The sequence below is a fragment of the Novosphingobium sp. RL4 genome (assembly GCF_035658495.1).
In the GTDB taxonomy this organism is placed as follows: Bacteria; Pseudomonadota; Alphaproteobacteria; order Sphingomonadales; family Sphingomonadaceae; genus Novosphingobium.
This window is the reverse complement of record NZ_CP141945.1, coordinates 357,579-378,550: the sequence shown is the minus strand read 5'-3', so window position 1 is coordinate 378,550 and position 20,972 is coordinate 357,579. Positions and strand designations below refer to the sequence as shown.

Here is a 20,972-nt window from a genome sequence, read left to right as displayed (position 1 = left end):
GGGCGGAACCGGGGTCAGGATGGGTCCGGTCAATCCTTGGTGGCAGACCCCTTGCGGTAATCCAGCGAAGGGGCCTTGTCGCCGAGCAGCGAGCGATAGACGAAGTTCGGACCGCGGCGCTCGTCGAGTTCGGCCTTGGCGGCGGCCAGCGTATCGGGGCTCTGGAACAGTTGCGCGGCGGTGAGGGCAAGCGCCTTGGCGGCGACTTCGGCGCCCTTGGTGCCGACGCTGTTGCCGCTGGCCGCAACCGCCTGCCAGCTGTGCGGCGGGGTGCCCGGCGCCCAGGTGCCGGCGGACAGCCCGGCGGTGGGGGTCGTGTAGCTGACGTCGCCGACGTCGGTGGAGGCCGACATGATCTCGCCGCTGCTATAGGGGGCGACGCCCGGTGTGCTTTTGCGGCCGCCCTTGGGCAGGGTGGCGCTGATCTTGTCGATGAAGGCCTGTTCCTGCGCCGTGTAGGCGGGCAGCGGCACCTGCTTGAGGTTCTCGTACATGACATGGCCGAGCGTGTCGTTCGGCAGCAGGTCGAAAGTGCCGCCGATCTGGTTGTACTCCACCGTTGTGCCGGTGCCGAGCGCGGCGCCTTCTGCGGCCTTCTTCACGCGCTCCATGATCTCGGCCACCTGCTGCTGGTCGGGGTGGCGGACGTAGTAGTAGACTTCGGCCGTGTCGGGCACGACGTTGGGTGCCTTGCCGCCATCGGTGATGACGTAATGAATGCGTGTTTCCTGCGGGACGTGCTCGCGCATCATGTTGACCATGTTGTCCATCGCCTCGACCGCATCCAGCGCGGAGCGGCCGCGTTCGGGCGCGGCGGCCGCGTGCGAGGCGATCCCGTGGAAGCGGAATTTGGCGCTGACATTGGCAAGGGCATGGCCCTGCATGGCGCTGTAGCCGTCACCCGCATGCCAGTGCAGCATGGCGGAGACGTCCTTGGTCAGGCCCGAGCGGACGAGGAAGACCTTGCCCGAACCACCCTCTTCGGCAGGCGCGCCATAGACACGCAGTTCGCCCTTGATGCCGTGAGCGACCATCCAATTCTTGGTGGCGATGGCAGCGGCGATGGAGGCGGCGCCGAACAGGTTGTGGCCGCAGGCATGGCCGGCAATGCCGTCAAGCGCATGGCGCTCCGGCTCGGCGGCCTGGGCGAGGCCGGGCAGGGCATCGAATTCGGCAAGGATGCCGATGACGGGGCCGTCGCCGGTCCTGAAGCTGGCGACGAAGGCGGTGGGCATTCCGGCGGCGCCGGGCGTGACCTGGAAGCCGGCGGTCTTCAGCTCCTTCTGAAGCAGCCCGGAACTTTTGGTTTCCTCAAAGCCGACTTCGGCCCAGGACCAGATCTGAAGCGCATTGCGTGACATGGCGGCAGAGCCGCGATCGACGTCGGCCAGGATCGCGGTGCGGTCGGCATCGGCAAGCGGCCCGGCCAGAGCGGGAACGCTGGCGCTGGCGGCGAGCAGGAACAGGACGGTACGAACGAGGGATTTCATGAGCACATCCTCATTGAAGGTCGTATCGAAATTGTCCCGCGCGGATCGGCGAACCGCGCGGGACAGGCAGTAAATCAGCGCTTCCCGAACGAGACGCGAAGCTGGGCGCCGAACACGCGCGGTTCGTTGTAGACCAGCGTGGTCGAAGTGATCGAGGGGGTCACCACGCCGCCGGCCGCCGCGTAAGTCACGTCGAACAGGTTGCGGATGAAGAAGCCGATATCGATGCCCCGGCCCTCGATGTCGTTGAGGTCAAGCTTCAGGTTGACGGTGTCGTAGGCCTTCTGGATGCCGTTGGTATCCAGCGGGCGCTCGACGTACCAGACCTTGGTGCTGTGGAACCAGTTGGCGTTGAACACCAGTTCCGCGAACTCGCCCAGGTCATGCGCGTAACGCGCGCCGCCGCCCACGGTCCACTTGGGGGTGTAGGAGAACTTGTTGTTGACCGGATTGTTGCCCAGCAGCGGGATGAAGGCGGCCGGGGCATCGTACTCGTCGTACTTGGCGTCGGTATAGGCGCCGAAGCCCGAGAGGGTGAAGCCGTGAACCGGCGTGACCGAGAAGTCGAACTCGGTGCCCTGGATCGTCGCCTTGGCGGCGTTGATGATCAGGCTGCTGGGGTCGTTGGCGGAGTTGCCGTCGCCGTCGAAATCCGCGCCGGGGAAGATCGAGCGCTGGATGTTGTTGTACTTGCTGGTGTAGGCGGCGATGTTGAAGCGGCCCTTCACGTCGCCGAGCTGCCAGCTCGACTTGATGCCGGCTTCATAGTCGGTGACCTTCTCGGGCTTGAAGGTCTCGAAACCGTCGAAGTAGGAGGACAGCCCGCTCTGGTTGTAACCGGCCGAACGGTAGCCCCGGCGGTTGGTGACGTAGAGGAACAGGTCGTCGTTGACCTTGTAGTCGAAGCCCAGTGTCCAGGTCGGCGCCTTGGAGCTTTCCGAGCCGGTCTTGCCGCCGCGATCCTCGCAGGCGTCCGGCCCGATACGTGCCGCCGTATCCAGCGCCGCCACCGAGCAGCCCGAGGACTTGTCCCAGGTGTAGCGGAACCCGCCGTTGAAGCGCAGGCCTTCCGCAAATCCGCCGAAGGCATAGCCGATCTGGCCGAACAGCGCCTTGCTGGTCGAGGTGTTGTAGTTCTCGTTATAGGTGAAGGTCTTGCCCGGGATCACGGCGGAGTACGTGACGCTGCCGTTCACACCGTTAGGGTCGCTCTTCAGGTAGAATGCGCCGACGATCCAGTCGAGCTTGTCTCCGAACAGCTTGCCCATGGCCTGGAACTCGTTCGAGTACTGCTGGACATTGGTGTTGGACACGCCGTCGTAGAGGGCAAGGTAAGTGCCGTCCATGTCGCGAGCACCGTCTACCTTGCTGCTGCGGTAGCCGAAGATGTTCTTGAAGGTGACCGTGCCGACATCGAGCGTGGTGGTATTGGCAAGGCCCCAGAACGTGCGGTTCGAATAAGGATCGATGCTGGTCGACACGTCGCGCACGCCGGCGGCCTGCTGCTCGGACAGGGCGATGTCGATGTCGCAGCCGGCAACGCCGCAGTCGAAGTAAGGCGCGTTGGCCGCCGTGCGCGCGGTGCCGCCACCGGAGACGGCGGGGTTCGGGTAGACGCCGTTGAGCACGAGGCCGGTGCCGTTCTCCCGCGCGCGGTACCAGTCGAACACCGTCACGTTCTTGAGGCCCTCGACAGGTTCCACCAGCAGCGAGGCACGGAAGGCGTTGTTGTTGCGGTCGTCAAGGTTGCCGCCGATGCCGTGGTTCTTGGTGTAGCCGTCGCGGCGCGCAACCTGTCCGGCCAGACGCAGGGCGACGTGTTCGTCCATGATCGGCACATTGACGGCGCCTTCGAAGGTCCGCTCGTTGTAGGAGCCGAGCGTGACCTGCCCGTAGCCGCCGAAGTCGTAATCCGGCGCGGTAGGATAAAGCAGCAGCGCGCCGCCGGTGGTGTTGCGGCCGAACAGCGTGCCCTGCGGGCCCTTGAGGACCTGGATCGAACCGACGTCGAACGTCGGCACGATGGAGCCTTCATTGGGCAGCGGCACATCGGCGAAGTAGGTGACAACCGAAGGCGCGGCCGCGCCTGCCGTCGCGCGGCGCTGGCCGCGAATGACGATGCTGGGCGTATCGCGCGAGGTCTGCGGGGCGACGTTGAGGCCCGGCGTCGTGTAAGTGAGGTCCTGCGTGCTGACGATCGCCTTTTCGCGCAGCATTTCCTCGTTGAAGGCGGTCACCGAGACGGGAACGGTCTGGGCGCTTTCCTCGCGGCGGCGGGCGGTGACGAAGATTTCGCCGCCGGGCTCGTCGGATACGCGCGAGGCGGTTTCCTGGGCCTGGGCGACCGGGGCCGAAATGGCCAGGAACGAAGAGGCAAGCAGCAATGCGGAAAGGCTACGACAGGACATATTATTCTATTTCCTTATCTATCCGGCCTGTCCCTGATCGCAGGCCGATAGTCGCAAGACGCAGTCCGGCGCGGATCATTCGCTTTCGATGAAAAAATATTCCGGGTGACGTTTCGCCGGCTGCGCGGCTAAGGAGAGGCGGTTTCCGGATCGAAGGATCGACGTCATTTTCTCGCTGCGCAGGACATCGCCGAACGAACGCGTGGAGGCGCCGGATCTCTCGGCGCACGTCCCGGCCTTGCGGCGGTACATCGCCAAGCGGGCGGTGCCCGGTGATGTGGACGATCTCGTGCAGGACGTGCTGGTGCGCATGCACGTGCGCGGGCAGACCGATCCGATCGCCAATGTCGAGGGTTACCTGTTCCAGGTCGCGGCCAGTGTGCTGACCGACCGCGCGCGCCGCGATCAGGTCCGCCACCGTAGCGCGCATTTCGAACTGACCGAGACGTTCCACCCGGTAGAGGAACTGACGCCTGAGCGTGTCTTGCGTGGGCGCGAGGACGTGGACCGGCTGGTCAATGCGCTTGAGGAAATGCCCGAACTTACGCGCGACGCCTTCGTCCTCCACCGCTTCGAGGAGATGTCCTACGATGCGATCGGAGAGCATCTCGGCCTTTCTAACAGTGCAGTCGGGCGGCACCTGATGAAGGCCGTGCGCTTCCTGGCTGCGAGGGATCTGCCATGAGCAAGTCCATCGATCCCCGGCCCTTCGATGCCCGCGCTCTGGAACAGATCGATTCCCCCGAAGCGACGGCGGCCGCCTATTTCAGCCTGTTCCGTTCGCCTCGGGCGACCGCGCAGGATTACGATGATTTCGAGCGCTGGCACGCCCGTGACGAGGGCAATCGCGTGGCCTGGGCGCGCGTCGAGCGCGCATGGGAAGAGACCGCCGCGATGCGAACGGATGCACGCATCCTGGCGATCCGCGAACGGGCGCTGGCCAACCGCCGCTCACGTGGCCGGTGGCAGCGTCCGCTGGCGGCCGCGGTTGCAGCTGTTGCGGTGCTGACCGCCGGTGTCGTCTACCAGCGGCAACAAAGCGCCGAAGTTGCGGCGACGGCCACGGCGATTGCGGGGGCGGACAGCCGGATCATTTCAACCGGCATCGGCCAGCAGTTGACCTTCCGCATGACGGACGGTTCGACGATCACGGCGAATACCTCTTCCACCCTTGCGGTCAACGAAACCGATACGCGGCGCAGCACCTCCATCAGGAATGGCGAAGCCTTCTTCGAGGTGGCGAAGAACCCGCGCAAGCCGTTCGTGGTCGAGGCGGGCGGGGTGAAGGTCACTGCGCTGGGCACCGCTTTTGCGGTTCGGGACTTCGGCGGTACCATCGGCGTTACGCTTGCGCACGGAAAGGTCCGTGTCGATATGCCCGCGAGCGCTGGACAGCCTGCGCAATCGGCGATCCTTGCCCCCGGGCAGGAGCTTGTCTGGAGTTCCGGCAGGTTCCGCACCGGCAGCATCGATGTCGACCGGCAGCTTGCCTGGCGCAAGGGTGTTGTCAGTTTCGACCAGGTTCCCCTGAAGGATGCCGTGGCGGAGATCAACCGCTACAGTCCGCAGGAAATCATCGTCGCCAGCCCGGCACTGGCCCGTCATCCGATCAGCGGCACGTTCCGCATCGGGGTGACGCGCGGTTTCCTCCAGAGCCTGGAACTGGCCGGCATTGCCCGCGTCGAGAATGAAAGCGCGACCCGGGCCGAACTCGTCCAGCCCTGAGCGGCGCGCCTTGGGCGGCGCTATTCGAAAGTGTAGCGCAGCCGCAGGCCCATGGTCCTGGGCGGACCGGGAATGATGGTCGCGGCGGCATAGGCTGGATTGAGCGTGCCGCCGCCGCTGGCGTAGAAACGGTCGGTCAGATTGCGGCCCCATATCTCCAGGTCCAACGGCATCCCGCCGATCCGCTGCCATGTGATCGATGCGCCAAGCAGGCCGTAAGCCGGCTGGGTTCCGAAAGTCTCGCTCGGCCGCTCGGTGAAGCGGACGGCGCTGACGTAGCTGTAATCCGCAGCGAGGCTCAATTCGCCCAGCCGATGAGGCAGGGGCACCTCGCGGGAGAGCGAAACGGTTCCGCTGAAGCTGGGCGTATAAGTGAAGCGGTTGTTGAGCGGGTCTGTTCCCAGCAGCGAGATCAGGGCTGCCGGAGCGACCACTTCCGTATAGCGTGCGTGGATCCAGGAGGCGCTGAGCGTCACATGGGTGCGCGTGTCCAGGTTGGCCGAAAATTCGCCATCGAAACCGGCAACGCGGGCTTTTGCGCTGTTGATGTAAAGTGTGATCGGGTCCGTCGTGATGTCGCCATCGCCGTCAAAGTCGAGATCGGGGAAAAGCGCGCGCTGGACATTGGTGTAAAGCCCGGCATAGGCCGCCGCCGAATAATATCCTCCAAGATTTCCGGCCGACCAGCGCCCCTTGGCGCCAATTTCAAGATCGGTCAGGGTTTCCGGCTTGAAGGTCTGGTAGGGGGCCAGCGTGCCGGCAAGGCGCGGTGTATTGTATCCACCGGACCGGAACGCCCGTCTGCTGGTGAGATAGAAACTGTGATCGCCGAGCTTGCGGGTCAGGGCGAAAGTCCATGTCAGTCGCTGCGAAGCGGCCGTCGCGGCGGAACCGCCGTCATCGAGGCAGGCCTCGCGGGTCGCGGGCCGGGCCGTCAGCGAGCGCAAGGTGCAGCCGCTGACCTGCTCGGCGGTATAGCGCAGGCCGAGGTCGGCGGTCAGTTCATCACCGATCGGGACAGTCGCCTGCCCGAAAACGGCGGCGCTGCGGAAGGTCTGGTAGTTGGCGACGTGAAAGGGCGGATTGTCCGGGCGGACGAACCGGGAGACGTCCTGCAGCACCGCGCCGGACGGTGCGCTGTCCAGATAGAACAGGCCCGCGATGTAGCGGACCTTTCCCAGCCGGCCCTGAAGCTGGAATTCTTCCGTCCACTGATGATGGGCAGATCGGGTGGTGGAATCGTTGATTTCCAGCGGGGTGCCGTCCCCGTCGAGCGCATAGAAAACACGGGTGGATCGCCAGCCGACAATATTGCGGACCATCAGGTCTTCGTCACCGTACTCGGTGATGTTGCCGAGCCCCCGGAACCGCCGCCGATAGATCGGCGCGATTCCGGATTGCGAGGTGCGCCGGCCGAGCGATTGCTGGATCGAGAAGTAGCTGTCGATGTCGCATGCGCCGCTTCCGCAGTCGAAATAGGGCACGTTTTCAGGATTGCGGGCGCTGCCGGTTTCATAGACCCCGGCCAGGATCAGCGCTGCGCCCATCTCTTCGGCGTCCAGCATGTCGAAGCTGAGCGTCGATCGCAGTGGACTTTCGGGTTCGAAGCGGACTATTGCGCGCATGGCATCGCTGTGGGCCGTGTCTGCCCGTCCGCCCGAGGCCATGTGCGTATAGCCGTTTCGCCGCATCCGCTGGCCGGAAACGCGCAAGGAGAAGGGCCCCTCCCGCGGCAGTTCGAGGGCGCCTTCGAGCCGGCTCAGGCCATATGTGCCAGTCTCCGCTTCGAGATAGCCGGGCACCCCGCTTCCCGGCAGGACCGAATGAAGCTGCACGGCGCCACTGGTGGTGTTGCGGCCGAACAGGGTGCCTTGCGGCCCGCGCAGTACCTCGATCGAGGCCATGTCGTAAAGCGGTGCGACGGCGGCCTGGTTGGGAAGCGGCACCTCGTCCTGATAGACGACCAGCGGCAGGCGGTTTTCATCGCTGATCGAGCGGCGCTGGCCGCGCATGACGAGGAGCGGCGTGGCGCTAGACGTCTGTCCCGTCGCGACGAAACCGGGCGTGATGCGGGCGAGATCGGCCAGAGTTCGGATGGAGGCCCGGTCGAGCGTTTCGGCGTCCCGCTGGACCACCTGCAGTGGCACTTCGATTTCCCGTTCCGGCCTGCGCCGTGCCGAGACCAGGATATCGGGCGAGGGATCGGGTGTGGGTGGGCGGGGTTCGGCCTTGCGGCGTTCGGCGCGGGGCGAAGCCAGCACGAGGTATACGCCCGGTGAGACCTGCCTCGTTTCCAGATCCATGCCGCGGATCATGCGCTGTAGCGCTTCCCGCGCTGAAAGGTGCCCTTTCACGGTTCTGGAAAGGCGGCGCTCCTGACCGGGCGTGTTGAGCAGGATCTCCACGCCGGCCTGCTGCCCCAGTTGCGCGATGGCGCGGGAGAGTGGCTGGGAGGGAACATTCACTTCGGCGGATTGCGCCAGAACGCCGGTTGCGGGCCACAGGATTGCGGCCAGAGTGCAAACGGAATGAGCGACGCGAAAACGCAATCCGACGGTTCCCGGCCCTGCGGTCCTGTTGCGGGGCACCCAGTGAGAGGAGGAACGAACCGGCTATCGATTGCGCCGCGCAAGTTCAACAAAATGGCGCGTGGGCGGGGATGTTATGAACAATTCTTACGCCACTTAATAGACATCGCGGGCGTAGCGCTTGTCCTCCCGCATCTGGGCGACGTAATCGTCCGCCGCCTCGGCCGTCATGCCTCCGTGTACCGCGATCACCTGTCTGAGCGCCTTGTCCACGTCCCTGGCCATGCGGCTGGCATCGCCGCAGACGTAGAAATGCGCGCCCCCGTCGATCCAGCGCCACAGTTCTGCGCCTTCCTCGATCATGCGGTTTTGCACATAGACCTTCTCCGCCTGATCGCGGGAAAAGGCGAGGCTGAGCCGGTCGAGGTGGCCTGAACGGCGCCACTGGTCGATCTCTTCGCGGTAGTAGAAGTCGGTGGCCTCGTGCTGCTCGCCGAAGAACAGCCAGTTGCTTCCCGCCGCGCCGCTGGCCTCGCGGTCATGGAGGAAACCCCGGAAAGGTGCGATGCCGGTGCCCGGGCCTACCATGATCGCGGCGCGGGCCGGATCGGCAGGCGGCCGGAAATGCGAGGATGGTTGCAGGAACAGGCCGGTTCCGCGCCCGGCCTCGTACTCGGCTGCGCGGTCCGCCATGAAGGCCGAGCAGACCCCCGAGCGTCGCCGCCCCCGGTTGCTGTAGCGCAGGACCGAGACGGTAAGTTGCACCTCGTTCGCCTGCGCAAGCGGGCTGGAGGCGATCGAGTAGAAGCGCGGTTGCAATGGCCGCATGACCTGCATCAGGTCTGCCGTGTCGAGCTGGGCGCCGGTTTCGTGCAGGATATCGGCGATCTGGTTTTCGCGCAGGAGCCGGTCATACTCCGGCTTGCGGTCCGGATCGAGCAGCGGGATGAACGCGGCTTGCGGCATGCGCTCGGCAATGAGTTCGAGAATGTTGCGCGTGGGTTTGGCAATGTCCCAGTGGCGGAGCAGCGCTTCGTGGAGCGGCACTTCGCCAAGGCCCTTTATAATTACGGGAGCATCGGGATCGAGCGCAAGCAGGTCCACGATCTCCGCCACGAGCGCCGGGCAGTTGATCGGCCATACCCCCAGCGCATCGCCGGCGCGGTAGGCGAAATCTTGCCCGGCGAGATCGAAACCGAACTGGCGCACTTCCTTCTGGGCGCCCAGCCCGCTGAGCAGGGTGTTTCGAACCAGCGCCGTCCTGAGCGGGGCCTTGCGGGTGTAGGAGACTTGCGCCGGGGCCTGGGCGGAGCGCAGTGCGGGGGATACCGGAGCGACGGTGAGCACGGCGGCGGCACCTTCCATTGCCGCTTCGGCGGGCACATCCATCGTGCCGGGGAGCAGGGCCGCCGATACCGCATCCAGCCATCGCGCGGCTTCCACTTCGAAGTCGGGTTCGCAATCGGCGCGGGGCGCGAGGCGGTTGGCGCCGAGTTCCTCCAGCCGGGCGTCGAGTTTTCGCCCGAAACCGCAGAACTGGTCGTAGCTGGAATCGCCAAACGCCAGCACCGAATAGCGCAGGGCTTCGATCCCTGAAGGCGCTTCCGATGCCAGCGCGGACCAGAATGCGCCCGCGTCGTCGGGGGCATCGCCGTCGCCGAAGGTGCTGGCGATGAACAGCGCCCGGCCTGCCGCGGCCAGGTCCGCAGGTTTCACGCTGCCTAGCGGCGCAAGCCTCACTTTGCAGGACTGTTCTGCCAGCCGGCTGGCGCATTGTTCGGCGAAACTTTCCGCCGTTCCGGTCTGCGACGCCCAGAGCACCAGCACTTCGGGCAGGCTTTCCCTGGACGTCGCGGCGGCGGGCAGGGATACCGCCTCTCTCCGATCGCCGTCCGGAATTGCGGGCGAGCGGGAGAAGAGGCCGGCCAGGAGGCCGTTCATGTAGGTCCGCTTGTCTTCATCGACCGGTGATCCGCCGGGCAGCACGGGCACACCGGCGTCTTCAGGCAGGTTGCCCGAACGCAGGCCGGTCATGAAGCCCGAAAGGTAGCGTTCCTCGCTTCCGGATAGCGCCGGCGGCGTGCCGGGGCTCAGGCCCATGACCTGCAGGAATGCGTCGATCGCGGCCGTCTGGAACGGGAGCAGTCCGGCCGGACCGGGCAGGGGGTCTGCGAATGGCGGTGTCATGTCTTCCGGCGCGGCTGTGATGGGATCGTCCTCCGCCGGCCCTGACAGCCGGGCGAGGGCAATGGCGGAGAACTTGAATTCGGGTTGCAGCGAAAGCGGATCGACCGCGTCGCTGGTGAGCGCATTGACGGCCAGATCCTCTCCGAACACGTCGTTCCAGTGGAACGGGGCGAAACAGTTGCCGGGACGGACCCGCTCTGTGAGCATCGCGGGGAGGACAGCCCGGCCCCGCCGCGAGCGGACTTCCACCCTGTCACCCTCGCCGATGCCTAGCGCCGCGGCGTCCTCGGGGTGGATTTCCACGAACGGTCCCGGATTGAGCTTGTTGAGCTTGCCCACTTTCCCCGTCTTCGTCAGCGTGTGCCACTGGTGCTGGAGGCGGCCGGTATTGAGCACGAGCGGATAATCGGCATCCGGCATCTCGGCGGGGGACAGGTGTGGCCGGGGCAGGAAGTGCGCCTTTCCGCTTTCGGTGGGAAAGGAGATCGCCGGACGGCTGCCGTCCTCGTTAATCCGTCCCGTCTGGCTCACGCCGTCGTTGAGGTATCGGATGGGGTTCCGGCCATGATCGTCACCCGGCGGGCAGGGCCATTGCAGCGGAGCCTCGCGGAGCCGGTCATGGCTGGCGCCGCGGATGTCATATCCGGTGCGCGGGTTCCAGAATCCGCGGATTTCCTCAAAGACTTCCGCGGCCGACGCATAAGTGAACGCATGACCATAACCCATTTCGCAGGCGACGCGGGCGATGATCTGCCAGTCCGCCATCGCCTCTCCCGGCGGATCGACGGCTTTCTGCATCAACGTGAGGTTGCGTTCGGAATTTATCATGACGCCTTCCGCCTCGGCCCACAGGGCGCCGGGCAGGATCAGGTCGGCGTAGCGGTTGGTTTCGGTATCGATGTAGACGTCCTGCGCGATCACCAGTTCGGCGGCTTCCAGCCCTGCAATCACGGTCTTGCGGTTCGCCACGCTGGCCACCGGGTTGGTGCAGATGATCCAGCAGGCCTTGATCCGTCCTGCGGCCATCTCCTCGAACAGCGATATCGTCCCCGCCCCGGCATCCACGCGAAGGCTGCCAGGCGCAATGCCCCAGGCGTCCTCCACGAAACGGCGGTCCTCATCGCTGGGCGTCGCGCGCTGGCCCGGCAGGCCCGGACCCATGTAGCCCATTTCGCGGCCGCCCATGGCGTTGGGCTGGCCGGTAAGCGAGAAGGGGCCGCTTCCCGGTCGGCAGATCGCCCCCGTGGCGAGGTGCAGGTTGCAGATCGCGTTCGTGTTCCAGGTGCCGTGCGTGCTCTGGTTCAGCCCCATGGTCCAGCATGACATCCACTCGCCGGCCTCGCCGATCCATCGGGCGGCCTGCCTGATGTCGGCCTCGGGAATGCCGGTCAGTTCGACCACGCGGGCGGGGGTGTAATCCGCCAGGAACTCGGGCATCGCGTCCCAGCCCTCGGTGTGGGCGGCGATGAAATCCTCGTCGATCCGGCCTTCCTGCGCCAGCAGGTGGAGCAGGCCGTTCAGCAGCGCGAGATCGGTGCCGGGGCGGATCTGGAGGAACAGGTCGGCCTTGTCCGCCGTGCCGTTGCGGCGCGGATCGACGACGATCAGCCGTGCCCCGGCCTTCACCCGGTCCATCATCCGCAGGAACAGGATGGGGTGGCAATCGGCCATGTTGGCGCCGATCACGAAGAACAGGTCCGCCTTGTCGAAATCCTGATAGGAGCCGGGCGGGCCGTCTGCCCCGATCGACAGTTTGTAGCCGCTTGCCGCGCTCGCCATGCAAAGGCGCGAATTGCTCTCTATGTTGTTCGTGCCGATGAAGCCCTTGCAGAGCTTGTTGGCCAGATATTGCGCCTCCAGCGACATCTGGCCCGATACATAGAGCGAGACGGCATCCGGCCCGTCGCGATCGATGATCGCACGCAGGCCCCGTGCGGTGCGGCCGATCGCCTCTTCCATGGGGATAGCGCCCTGGTCATTGCCCCCGGCGATCCGGGCATAGGCCGTGACGGCACGGCCCGCCGCCGCCACCGGTTCGTGGCAGGTGTTGCCCTTGGTGCAGAGCCGGCCGAAATTGGTGGGATGGCTCTTGTCGCCGGAGACCTTGACGATCCGGTTGTCCGCCACTTCCATGACGATACCGCAGCCGACGCCGCAGTAGGGACATACGCTCTTGACCGTCCTGTTGCTCACATGGTCCCCAAAACGAAAAAACGCCACCGACCGGGCCCCTTGCAGGGCCGATCGATGGCGTCGTTGCCTCTATATGCGGTTCCGAAGGACCGCTGGATTGCGCCTGCGTCATTGCGGGCAGAATCCGAATTCGTGGCTCTATCTTGCCTAATCGAGGGACCCGCTGCAAGAATTTGTTTCGCGCTGCAGCATCCGGCGGGGGCTTTCGTTCCGCCGATCTCCCCGGCGTGAACTCCCGGGCGGCAATGATCGAGGTTCGAGGCAAAAACGGCCCGCCATGAGGACGGAACGCGCAGGAGAACTATGTTCCCTTGATGTAAAATCCGCCAATTTCTTATGCTTGTGGCGGAAATTTGCGGCCTTGGCGGTTCCTGGTCGATTGACCCTCCTATTCGTGCCGATCACCCTTGGGAGCGATCCGGGGCGGCAATTTCAAATACAATCGAGCGCCTCGGCAGGACAGGCGAAGCATGGCTTCGCAATGGGAGGAGCGCCGGGACCGGCGCCCATGCACGAATCTGGAGGGTGTGCAATGTCAGGAAATCGTCGGTTTTCCAGCTCTTTACCTGCGTATTGGGGCTGCGCTGCCATCGCCGTCATGGCCTTGTGCGAGGTGCGGCCTGCAAGGGCGCAGGATGAGGCGCACGGCCTTCAGGAAATCATCGTGACCGCGCAGCGCCGGGCGGAGAACCTCCAGGAAGTGCCGATCGCGATCACCGCAGTCGGATCGGAAGCGCTTCAGTCCTCCGGCATTTCCGAGACCAATACGCTGACCCAGGCCGTTCCGGCGGTGCAGTTCTCCCGTTCGGGTGCCAGCGGCCTGTTCTTCGTGCGGGGGGTGGGCACCACCAATGCCTCGATCGGGGACGAAGGCTCGAATGCCTTCTACGTCGATGGGGTCTATATGCCGGACTTGTCCAGCACTGTCATGCAATTCAATAACATAGAGCGTATAGAGGTGCTGAAGGGGCCGCAGGGTACGCTGTTCGGCCGCAATGCATTCGGCGGGCTCATCCATGTCATCACCCGGGAGCCGGGCGACCATCTCGAAGCGTCCGGGCAGGTGGGCTATGCGAACTACGACACGATACAGGGGCAGGCCTATCTGGGCGGGCCGATCACGGACCGGATCAGCGCGGACATCGCCCTGACCGGCTACGACCAGCGCGACGGTTGGGGCCGAAACGTCACGCTGGACCGCGATATCAAGAAGATGCGGTACTGGGGCGCCCGATCCAAGATCGTGCTTCGCGCCAGCGACGATGTGAAATTCGTGCTGTCAGGCGATTACTACGACACGGATGACAATACCGCGGTCGGCTGGAGCGTGGATGAGGACTATCTCGTAGTCGGGGGCATCCGTTCGATCGGCAGCATGGACACGGCATCGAACGATTATTCGCTCACCCAGCTGACCAACTGGGGAGTTAGCCTGACGGGCGAGGCGGATCTCGGCTTTGCGACGTTGACCAGCATCAGTTCCCTGCGCGACAGCAAGAACAGATCGGACTTCGACGTTGATGCCACGCAGGTTCCCTACATGCGGATCGCGTTCACATCGGGCTCGCGCGCCTATCAGCAGGAATTGCGTCTGGCATCAAGCGATACAGAACCGCTCAGCTGGCAAATCGGGGCGTTCTACCTGCGTTCAGAGGTTTTCAACCGGGCCAGGTTCACCGGATTGGCGCTGGGCGGGCTCACCAGCGGCCAGTACATCGATGCCACGCTCGATACCGATTCCTACGCGGCGTTCGGCGAAGTGACCTATGCGCTGACATCCACGACCAAGCTGACCGGCGGCGTCCGTTATACAAAGGACCAGCGCCGCCTCGGCGGTGGCTATGCCGCGCTCGCCAACGATGTCGTGGGTGTTCTCATCCCGACCGACGACAAGATAAGCTATGGCAAGTTCACCTGGCGCGCCGCGATCCGGCAGGAGCTTTCCGACGACGTGAGCGTCTATGCCTCCTATAACCGCGGCTTCAAGGCAGGCACCTATTCGTTGCAGAACCCGCAGCTTCCGCCCGTCCAGCCGCAGTATATCAACGCCTACGAAATCGGCGTGAAGTCGGAACTGTTCGACCGTGCGTTGCGCCTGAATGCCTCGGTATTCCACTATGACATCACCAACTATCAGGTGCGCTCGGCGGCGGTGGGCACGATCGGAACGGCGGCCCTGCTGAATGCGGCTTCGGTCAAGGTGGATGGTCTCGACGTGGATTTCGAGGCTGCGCCGACCGACGGTCTGCGCATCTTCGGGGGCTTTACCTGGCTCGATTCCCGCTTCCACTACTTCGGCCCGACCGACACGCTGGCAGGCGCTCCGTTCATCTACCCCAACCCGGCGATCTGCGACGCCACCGGAACCCGCGCGCCGGGGATGACCACCGGGCCGCAGGCCGGCGGGTTCAAGACCTGCTTCGGCGATGCTTCAGGGTTCCAGACCCCGACGGCGCCGGACTTTTCCGCCAGTCTCGGCGCCAGCGCGACCATCCCGCTGGGTGAGGTGCAGCAACTGCGCGTAAACATGATGGGCAGCTACAACAGCGGCTTTCCTTTCGAGACGGACGGGGTCCTGAAGCAGGACGAATACATGCTGCTTAACGGCTCGATCGAATACCGTCCGACGGAGAAATGGGGGTTGGAGTTCTGGATGAAGAACATCTCGGACACGAAGTATTTCCAGCAAAAGATATCGACCGGGCTCGGTGCCACCACGGCGCGCGCAGCGCCGCGCACTTATGGCGCGACGCTTCGATTTACCTATTGATCCGGCGTTTTTACGAAATCCTAAACAGGCATTCTCAAAGAAACATCTTACGGTGCGGACGTTGGCGTGCCCGATATCCAGCACCGGTGGATGGAGAATGGCAGCGCGACGCTGCTTGTCGGCAGACCGACCTTGCGCTTTCGAAAGGTCGGTCTGCCGCGGCGCAAGGTCAGGCGAGGTCGAGCGCTTGCGCGAGATCGGCGACAATATCCTCGGCATGTTCGATGCCGATGGAAAGCCGCACAGTCGTTTCCAGCACGCCGATACGATCGCGCACTTCCAGAGGGACGCCCGAATGGGTTGTGGTCGCCGGGTGGCTCGCCAGCGATTCCGTGCCTCCGAGGCTGACCGCCAGTTTGAAGATCTGCAATGCGTTCAGGAACCGGAACGCGGCGGGCTGGCCTCCGGCAATATCGAAGGCAAAGGTAGAGCCCGCGCCGCTGCACTGGGCGGCGAAGACTTCGGCCTGCCGGGAACCTGCGGGATAGAAAGGGGGGTAGGCCACGCCGATAACCTTCGGATGATCCTTCAGGAATGTGGCGGCCACGGCGGCGTTGGCATTCGCGCGCTCCATGCGAAGACCCAGTGTTTCCAGCGACCGGCTCAGCATCCAGCAGCTGTGAGGGTCCAACTGGGTCCCGATTGCGCTGCGCAGGAGGCGAACTTCGCGCATGAGTGCCGCCGAGCCGAGCGCAGCGCCTGCCACGAGGTCGGAATGCCCGCCCACATACTTGGTCAGGGAATAGAGCGAAATGTCGGCGCCATGTGCCAGGGGATGCTGGAACACCGGGCCAAGAAGAGTATTGTCGCATACCAGCAGCGGACGGTGCCCCTGCAGGTCGCCCAGTCTGGCACAAAAGCGTTCGAGCAGCGATATGTCGACGAGACTGTTGGTCGGGTTGGCCGGGGTCTCGATCAGCACCATCGAAACACGCCCCAGTGCTGCCGCCTCACTTGCGGCGGCCATCACGGCGGCTTCGTCCAGTCCGTCTGCAAAGCCGAGCGCCTTGATGCCCAGATTGGCGAAAGTCTTCGCCAAAAGCGTCTCTGTTCCGCCGTAAAGCGGCTGCGAATGGAGGATCACGTCACCGGGCCGGGCAAACGCCAATACAGTGGTCGTGATCGCTCCCATGCCGGAAGAGAACACGACGCCTGCTTCGGCGCCTTCATAGACCGCCAGCCGGTCCTCGACGATTTCGCTGTTGGGGTGGTTGAAGCGGGAATAGACCAGCCCGCGCCCCTGACCTGCAGGCGGCTCCTTCCGGCCGGCAACATAATCGAAGAAGTCCCGGCCTTCCTCGGCTGTCGGGAAAACGAACGTCGATGTCAGGAAAACCGGAGGCTTGACCGCCCCTTCCGAGAGAGACGGATCGTAGCCATAGTTCAGCATCAGAGTGTCCGGGTGAAGCTTGTGTCCACCGATGGCTGTCTTGCTTTCGCGAGGTGCGGTCATCTCATCCTCCTTGCTGATGGCCCGGGCGACGGGCCGGCGCAACATAGCATCCAATGCGTGTTCTGTGTTCGCACATTGAAAGTGCCAAGTGTCACCCCCGTCCGCACGGACGGATACCGCTCTGGGTGGGCGGGCATACCGAGCCCGCCTAAGGACGGGATGCTGGGATCGTCGATCGGTTCATCTCGCGGCGCCCGGTGGAAACCCGGCCGCCCCGACGCGGAGTTGCCGAACGAGGTCCGGCAACTCCGGCACGATCAGGGGGCAAGCACTTCCAGCGTGGTGGTGAAGCTCATGCGCCGTTCGCTGGCCCGGCGTTCGTCGGGCCTGGCATCGGCGGTAGCGGCGTTGAGCCAGTAAACCCCGGCGACCGGCCACTTCACCGTGAGCACGCCTTGCGCGTCGGTCACGAGTTCCTGCGCCATTTCGGCTTCGCGGAACTTCTTGGCGCCGGGAACCACGTTGACTTTCACGCCTGCGGCGGGCCTGCCGTCGACCAGGAACCGGAACCGGGCTTCCTCGTCCGAAACGAGCGCGGAGGGATGAGTGACGGGATCGAACTCCAGCCCCTTGCCGGTGACGAAGACGGTCTTGGTGGGGGCATCGGCGGTTACGAATATCGCATTGGTTGCGATGACTTCGGCCAGCTTGATGTCGGTTGCCCCGGCGGGAATATCCGCCAGACCCGCGACGCGGCGCACCGGGGCGGGAGCAGCGCCCGGCGCAACCGGACGCGGCGGACGGCCGCCGACGCGCCATTCCTCGCCGTTCAGCTTGAAACTTCCGGCATAGGCCGTGCGCTGGGTGCCGATCCTCCAGGTTCCGGGCTTGTCGATCTTCACGTCGAAGGTCGAACGGTGGCGGCCCTTGGCGGCGTTCTCAACCAGGCCGTCGCTGCCGTCGGGAGCATTGACCGTGATCTGGTCGCTGTTCAGTGCGACGTGATCGGGGTGGAACAGGTCGTTCGATACGGCGGCGTCCACCGAGACGACTTGCCCGGTGCCGGACAGGGAGGCGGTTGACGGCAGCAGCCAGGCACGGTGTGCGTGAGCGGGGGCGGCAAATGCGGCGGCCGCGAAACCGGCGAGAAGCAGGGAGCGGAAAAGCATGGTATGTCCTCGATTTAAAAGCCGAAAGGCGCTCCGGGAATGATGCCCCGAAGCGCTAGTTCGTGGTCGTCAGAAGCGGGCGGTGGCGCCCATCCAGATGCGGGCCGGATCGATGACATAGCCGTAGTTGTCGTAGTCGATCCGCTTGTCGAGCAGGTTCTGTACGCCGGCATGGAAAGTGAAGGCCGGCGAGACCTTGTACGAACCGCCGAGGTCCACGGTCGTATAGGACGAGGCGACGATGTTGTTGCCGCTGATCTGGGCTTCCGTCACGGCTTCCTCGCCGCGGAACACGGCGCGTGCATAAACGGTCAGGCGGTCGTCGGGCCGCCAGTTGAGCGAACCGCTGGCCTGCTGCTTGGGCGTGTCGTTCAGCGCGGAGCCGATGTTGGCGCCGGTCAGCTGTTCCGAATCCGTCAGCGTGCCGGTGGCGTTCAGGCGCAGCGTGCCGGTGAGGGCGATATCGATGGTGGCCTCGATGCCGCGCACTTTCGCCTTGTCGACATTCACGTACGTCGTTGGCGGGCGGCCGATCGAGCTTAGCGGCTCGTCCATGCACCACGCGCCGGCCACTTCGCAGGTCACGCGGGTGATCTTGTCGTTGAAGCGGGTGTCGTAGACGGTGAGGCTGGCTTCGAAGCCCTTGCCTTCGTACATCGCCACCGCCTCTACGGTGCGCGAGGTCTCGGCTGCGAGGTCAGGGTTGCCATAGATCGTGCCGCCTCGGCTGCTCTGTCCCCAGTCCGGCAATGTCTGGCGCAGGTTGGGCGCGCGGAAACCCTGTGAATAGCCGCCTTTCAGCGTGAAGTTGCTGGCCGCATTCCACACCGCGTAGATGCGCGGCGTCCAGTGCGAGCCGTACTGCTCGTCCTTGTCGAGGCGGATGCCGCCGGTGAGGCGCAGGTTGTCGAGGAGGGTGAGCTCGTTCTCGGCGAACAGCGCCCAGTTGGTACGCGAGGCACCTGCGCGGGTGGAGCCGGAGAGCAAGTTGCCGGTGGTGTCGCTCAGGTCCTCGTTGCGGAAGAACCCGCCGAGACTGAGCATGTTCGACGGCAGCGGCACCGACCAGATCGACTGTGCGACCGTGTTCTTGATCCGCTTGTCGCTCTCGATGTTCCTGGCGTCCTCGTACTGGACGTAGCTTTCGGAACTGGCGAAGCCCCAGCGTCCCTGGTGGCTGAGCGCGGCGACGTAGCGTTCCTGGGTCTGCGAATCCACGGTGCCTTCAGGCACGGTGGCGGTCACTTCCACGGTCTTTCCTGCGGTCGATACGGTCTTCTGGCGGTAGTACCCGCCCTCGATCAGGAGGTCGTGGTCCGGCCCGGCCGAGAAGCCCAGCTTGCCCGAGAGGCTCTCGTCCTTGCGGTCGGGGGTGCCGCCGATCACGTTGTCCTCGGTGCGGCGGTTGATCGAGCCCTGCACCTGGAGGCCGATGCCCTTGGTGACCGGACCGGAAAGATAGAAGCTGCCGTCCGCGAAATTGCCATAATCGCTGCCGAGTTGCATCGTGCCGTTCACTCGGACGCTGCCGCGCCAGTTGTCGGCGATGCGGCGGGTGATGACGTTGACGACGCCGCCCATCGCGTCCGAGCCGTAGAGCGATGACATCGGGCCGCGCACCACTTCGATGCGTTCGATGGCCTCCAGCGGCGGCAACATGCCGCCTTCGGAGATGCTGCCCCCGTTCGTGCGGGATTCGCGCGAACTGAGGCGTTTCCCGTCGACCAGGATCAGCGTGTACTGCGGAGACATGCCGCGGATCGAGATGTCGCGGCTGTTGCCTTCGCCCGGGGTTACGGTGACGCCCGGAATTTCCATCAGCGCATCGGTTATTTCGCGATAGGGCAGGCGTTCCAGATCCTCGCGGGTGAGAACGCTGATCGAGGCGGGGGCGTCCTTCACTTCCTGCTCGCGGCTGGTCGCGGTGACGACGATCGTCGAGCCGTTGGTTGTGCCGTCTACCTCGTCGGCGCGCGCCGGGACGGCGCTGATCGACACGGCAGGTGCCACGACAAGCGCCAGGGTGGCCGCGCTCGCGCGCAGCCCGGATTTTTTGAACACGGAAACCCCCATTGTGCTAATGCGAATAGATTGCAGTAGCGCCATTGGGACGGAAGCTGGCCAAGGCCAACAATCAAGATCGGATATCGACTATTCAGGTTTGCCGGTCAGGCTTGCGGAGCAGATCTCCTGAAGCCGGTCCCGCAGCCATTCGGCTGCTCGGTCGCGGTGGCTGCGCTCGTGCCAGAGCAGCCAGTATTCCAGTTCTCCCAGTTGCTCCGGCGCCGGGCGCGAAGCCAGTTCGTGAGTCTGGCTGAAATGGTTTGCCGCCCGTGCGGGCAGCACCATCACGAGATCGCCGGCCGCCAGCATGTCCGGCGCGAGGCCGAAGTAAGGCAGGCTGGCGGCGACCTTGCGCGTGGCGGCGAGCGGGCCGAGCGTCATTGTCACCCGGTCCAGTTCCGCTTCGCTTACAGTGAGGCCGAGATGGGGGTGCTCCAGGAAGGTTTCCACCGTGATCGGCGTGTCATCGCTTACGGCCAGGGGATGATCGCGTCGCGTGACGCAGCGGAAGCTGTCCCTGAAGAGCAACATTCGATGAAGCTGCGCCGGGTCATGGTCGAGCCCGGAAATCGCGAAGTCGATATCGCCCTCCGCCAGCGAGCGGTGCGTGGCATGGCTGAGCTGCACGATGTCGATCGAGATAGCGGGCGCGAGTTCTCGAAGCATCGCGATGGCAGGCAGAAGCACCGACATCACCCCGAAATCGGTTGAGGCGATGCGAAAGCGCCGTTCCACTTCGGCGGGCGCGAAGCTGTCCTCCACGAGCAGGGAGGACGTCGTCGTCACCCAGTCCGCCAGTTTGCCGACAAGTTCCTCACCCCGGCGCGTCCTTGCCATGCCCGCGCCGGAGCGGACCAGCAGCGGGTCCTTCAGTGCGGTCCGAAGCTGCGAGAGCGCTCGGCTTACGCTGGGCTGGCTTACGCCCAGGGCGAGTGCCGTCCCGCTCACGCTTTTAGTCTTGAGCAGGAGCGCGAGGATCAGCAGCAGGTTGGGTGCGATCGGGAGCGACATTTCCGGCGATTATTGCAATTCCTTCGCAGTCGCA

11 protein-coding genes are annotated in these 20,972 nt (G+C 64.7%); 3 read left to right on the top strand and 8 right to left on the bottom strand.

Features of this window, described 5'->3' with window-relative positions; genetic code table 11:
- Positions 1-29: 29 nt before the first annotated feature.
- Together U9J33_RS18950 and U9J33_RS18945 are read right to left on the bottom strand one after the other, a co-directional pair.
- The gene (locus U9J33_RS18950; RefSeq protein WP_324699697.1) at positions 30-1,490 is read right to left on the bottom strand and encodes an amidohydrolase; all 1,461 of its coding nucleotides are present in this window, start codon (positions 1,488-1,490) and stop codon (positions 30-32) included.
- Between the two features lie 74 nt (positions 1,491-1,564).
- Entirely contained in the window at positions 1,565-3,898 is a 2,334-nt protein-coding gene (locus U9J33_RS18945; RefSeq protein ID WP_324699696.1) for a TonB-dependent receptor, read from the bottom strand.
- Positions 3,899-4,100: 202 nt separating this feature from the next.
- On the opposite strand from U9J33_RS18945, the gene U9J33_RS18940 reads away from it, so the two are divergent.
- Together U9J33_RS18940 and U9J33_RS18935 are read left to right on the top strand one after the other, a co-directional pair.
- A complete protein-coding gene (locus U9J33_RS18940) occupies positions 4,101-4,583 on the top strand; it encodes an RNA polymerase sigma factor (protein WP_185999805.1) in 483 nt (160 codons plus the stop codon).
- Positions 4,580-5,623 (top strand): FecR family protein, encoded by a 1,044-nt coding sequence (locus U9J33_RS18935; protein WP_185999804.1) that lies wholly within the window; start codon positions 4,580-4,582, stop codon positions 5,621-5,623. Before U9J33_RS18940 ends, U9J33_RS18935 begins: the two co-directional genes overlap by 4 nt.
- Before the next feature lie 20 nt (positions 5,624-5,643).
- Here U9J33_RS18935 and U9J33_RS18930 read toward each other — a convergent pair whose 3' ends face one another.
- The gene (locus U9J33_RS18930) at positions 5,644-8,088 is read right to left on the bottom strand and encodes a TonB-dependent receptor (protein WP_324699695.1); all 2,445 of its coding nucleotides are present in this window, start codon (positions 8,086-8,088) and stop codon (positions 5,644-5,646) included.
- A 219-nt stretch (positions 8,089-8,307) separates the two neighbouring features.
- Positions 8,308-12,531 (bottom strand): bifunctional nitrate reductase/sulfite reductase flavoprotein subunit alpha, encoded by a 4,224-nt coding sequence (locus tag U9J33_RS18925; RefSeq protein ID WP_324699694.1) that lies wholly within the window; start codon positions 12,529-12,531, stop codon positions 8,308-8,310.
- Between the two features lie 598 nt (positions 12,532-13,129).
- Here U9J33_RS18925 and U9J33_RS18920 point away from each other — a divergent pair.
- The gene (locus U9J33_RS18920) at positions 13,130-15,301 is read left to right on the top strand and encodes a TonB-dependent receptor (protein WP_165913293.1); all 2,172 of its coding nucleotides are present in this window, start codon (positions 13,130-13,132) and stop codon (positions 15,299-15,301) included.
- A gap of 169 nt (positions 15,302-15,470) precedes the next feature.
- On the opposite strand, the gene U9J33_RS18915 is transcribed toward U9J33_RS18920, so the two are convergent.
- From U9J33_RS18915 to U9J33_RS18900, 4 genes are all read right to left on the bottom strand, one after another.
- Complete coding sequence (locus U9J33_RS18915) at positions 15,471-16,754, bottom strand: cystathionine gamma-synthase family protein (protein WP_324699693.1); 1,284 nt, start codon at positions 16,752-16,754, stop codon at positions 15,471-15,473.
- Between the two features lie 257 nt (positions 16,755-17,011).
- The gene (locus tag U9J33_RS18910; protein WP_324699692.1) at positions 17,012-17,863 is read right to left on the bottom strand and encodes a DUF4198 domain-containing protein; all 852 of its coding nucleotides are present in this window, start codon (positions 17,861-17,863) and stop codon (positions 17,012-17,014) included.
- A gap of 69 nt (positions 17,864-17,932) precedes the next feature.
- Complete coding sequence (locus U9J33_RS18905; protein WP_324699691.1) at positions 17,933-19,924, bottom strand: TonB-dependent receptor domain-containing protein; 1,992 nt, start codon at positions 19,922-19,924, stop codon at positions 17,933-17,935.
- Positions 19,925-20,014: 90 nt separating this feature from the next.
- Complete coding sequence (locus U9J33_RS18900) at positions 20,015-20,938, bottom strand: LysR family transcriptional regulator (RefSeq protein WP_324699690.1); 924 nt, start codon at positions 20,936-20,938, stop codon at positions 20,015-20,017.
- Between the last annotated feature and the right edge of the window lie 34 nt (positions 20,939-20,972).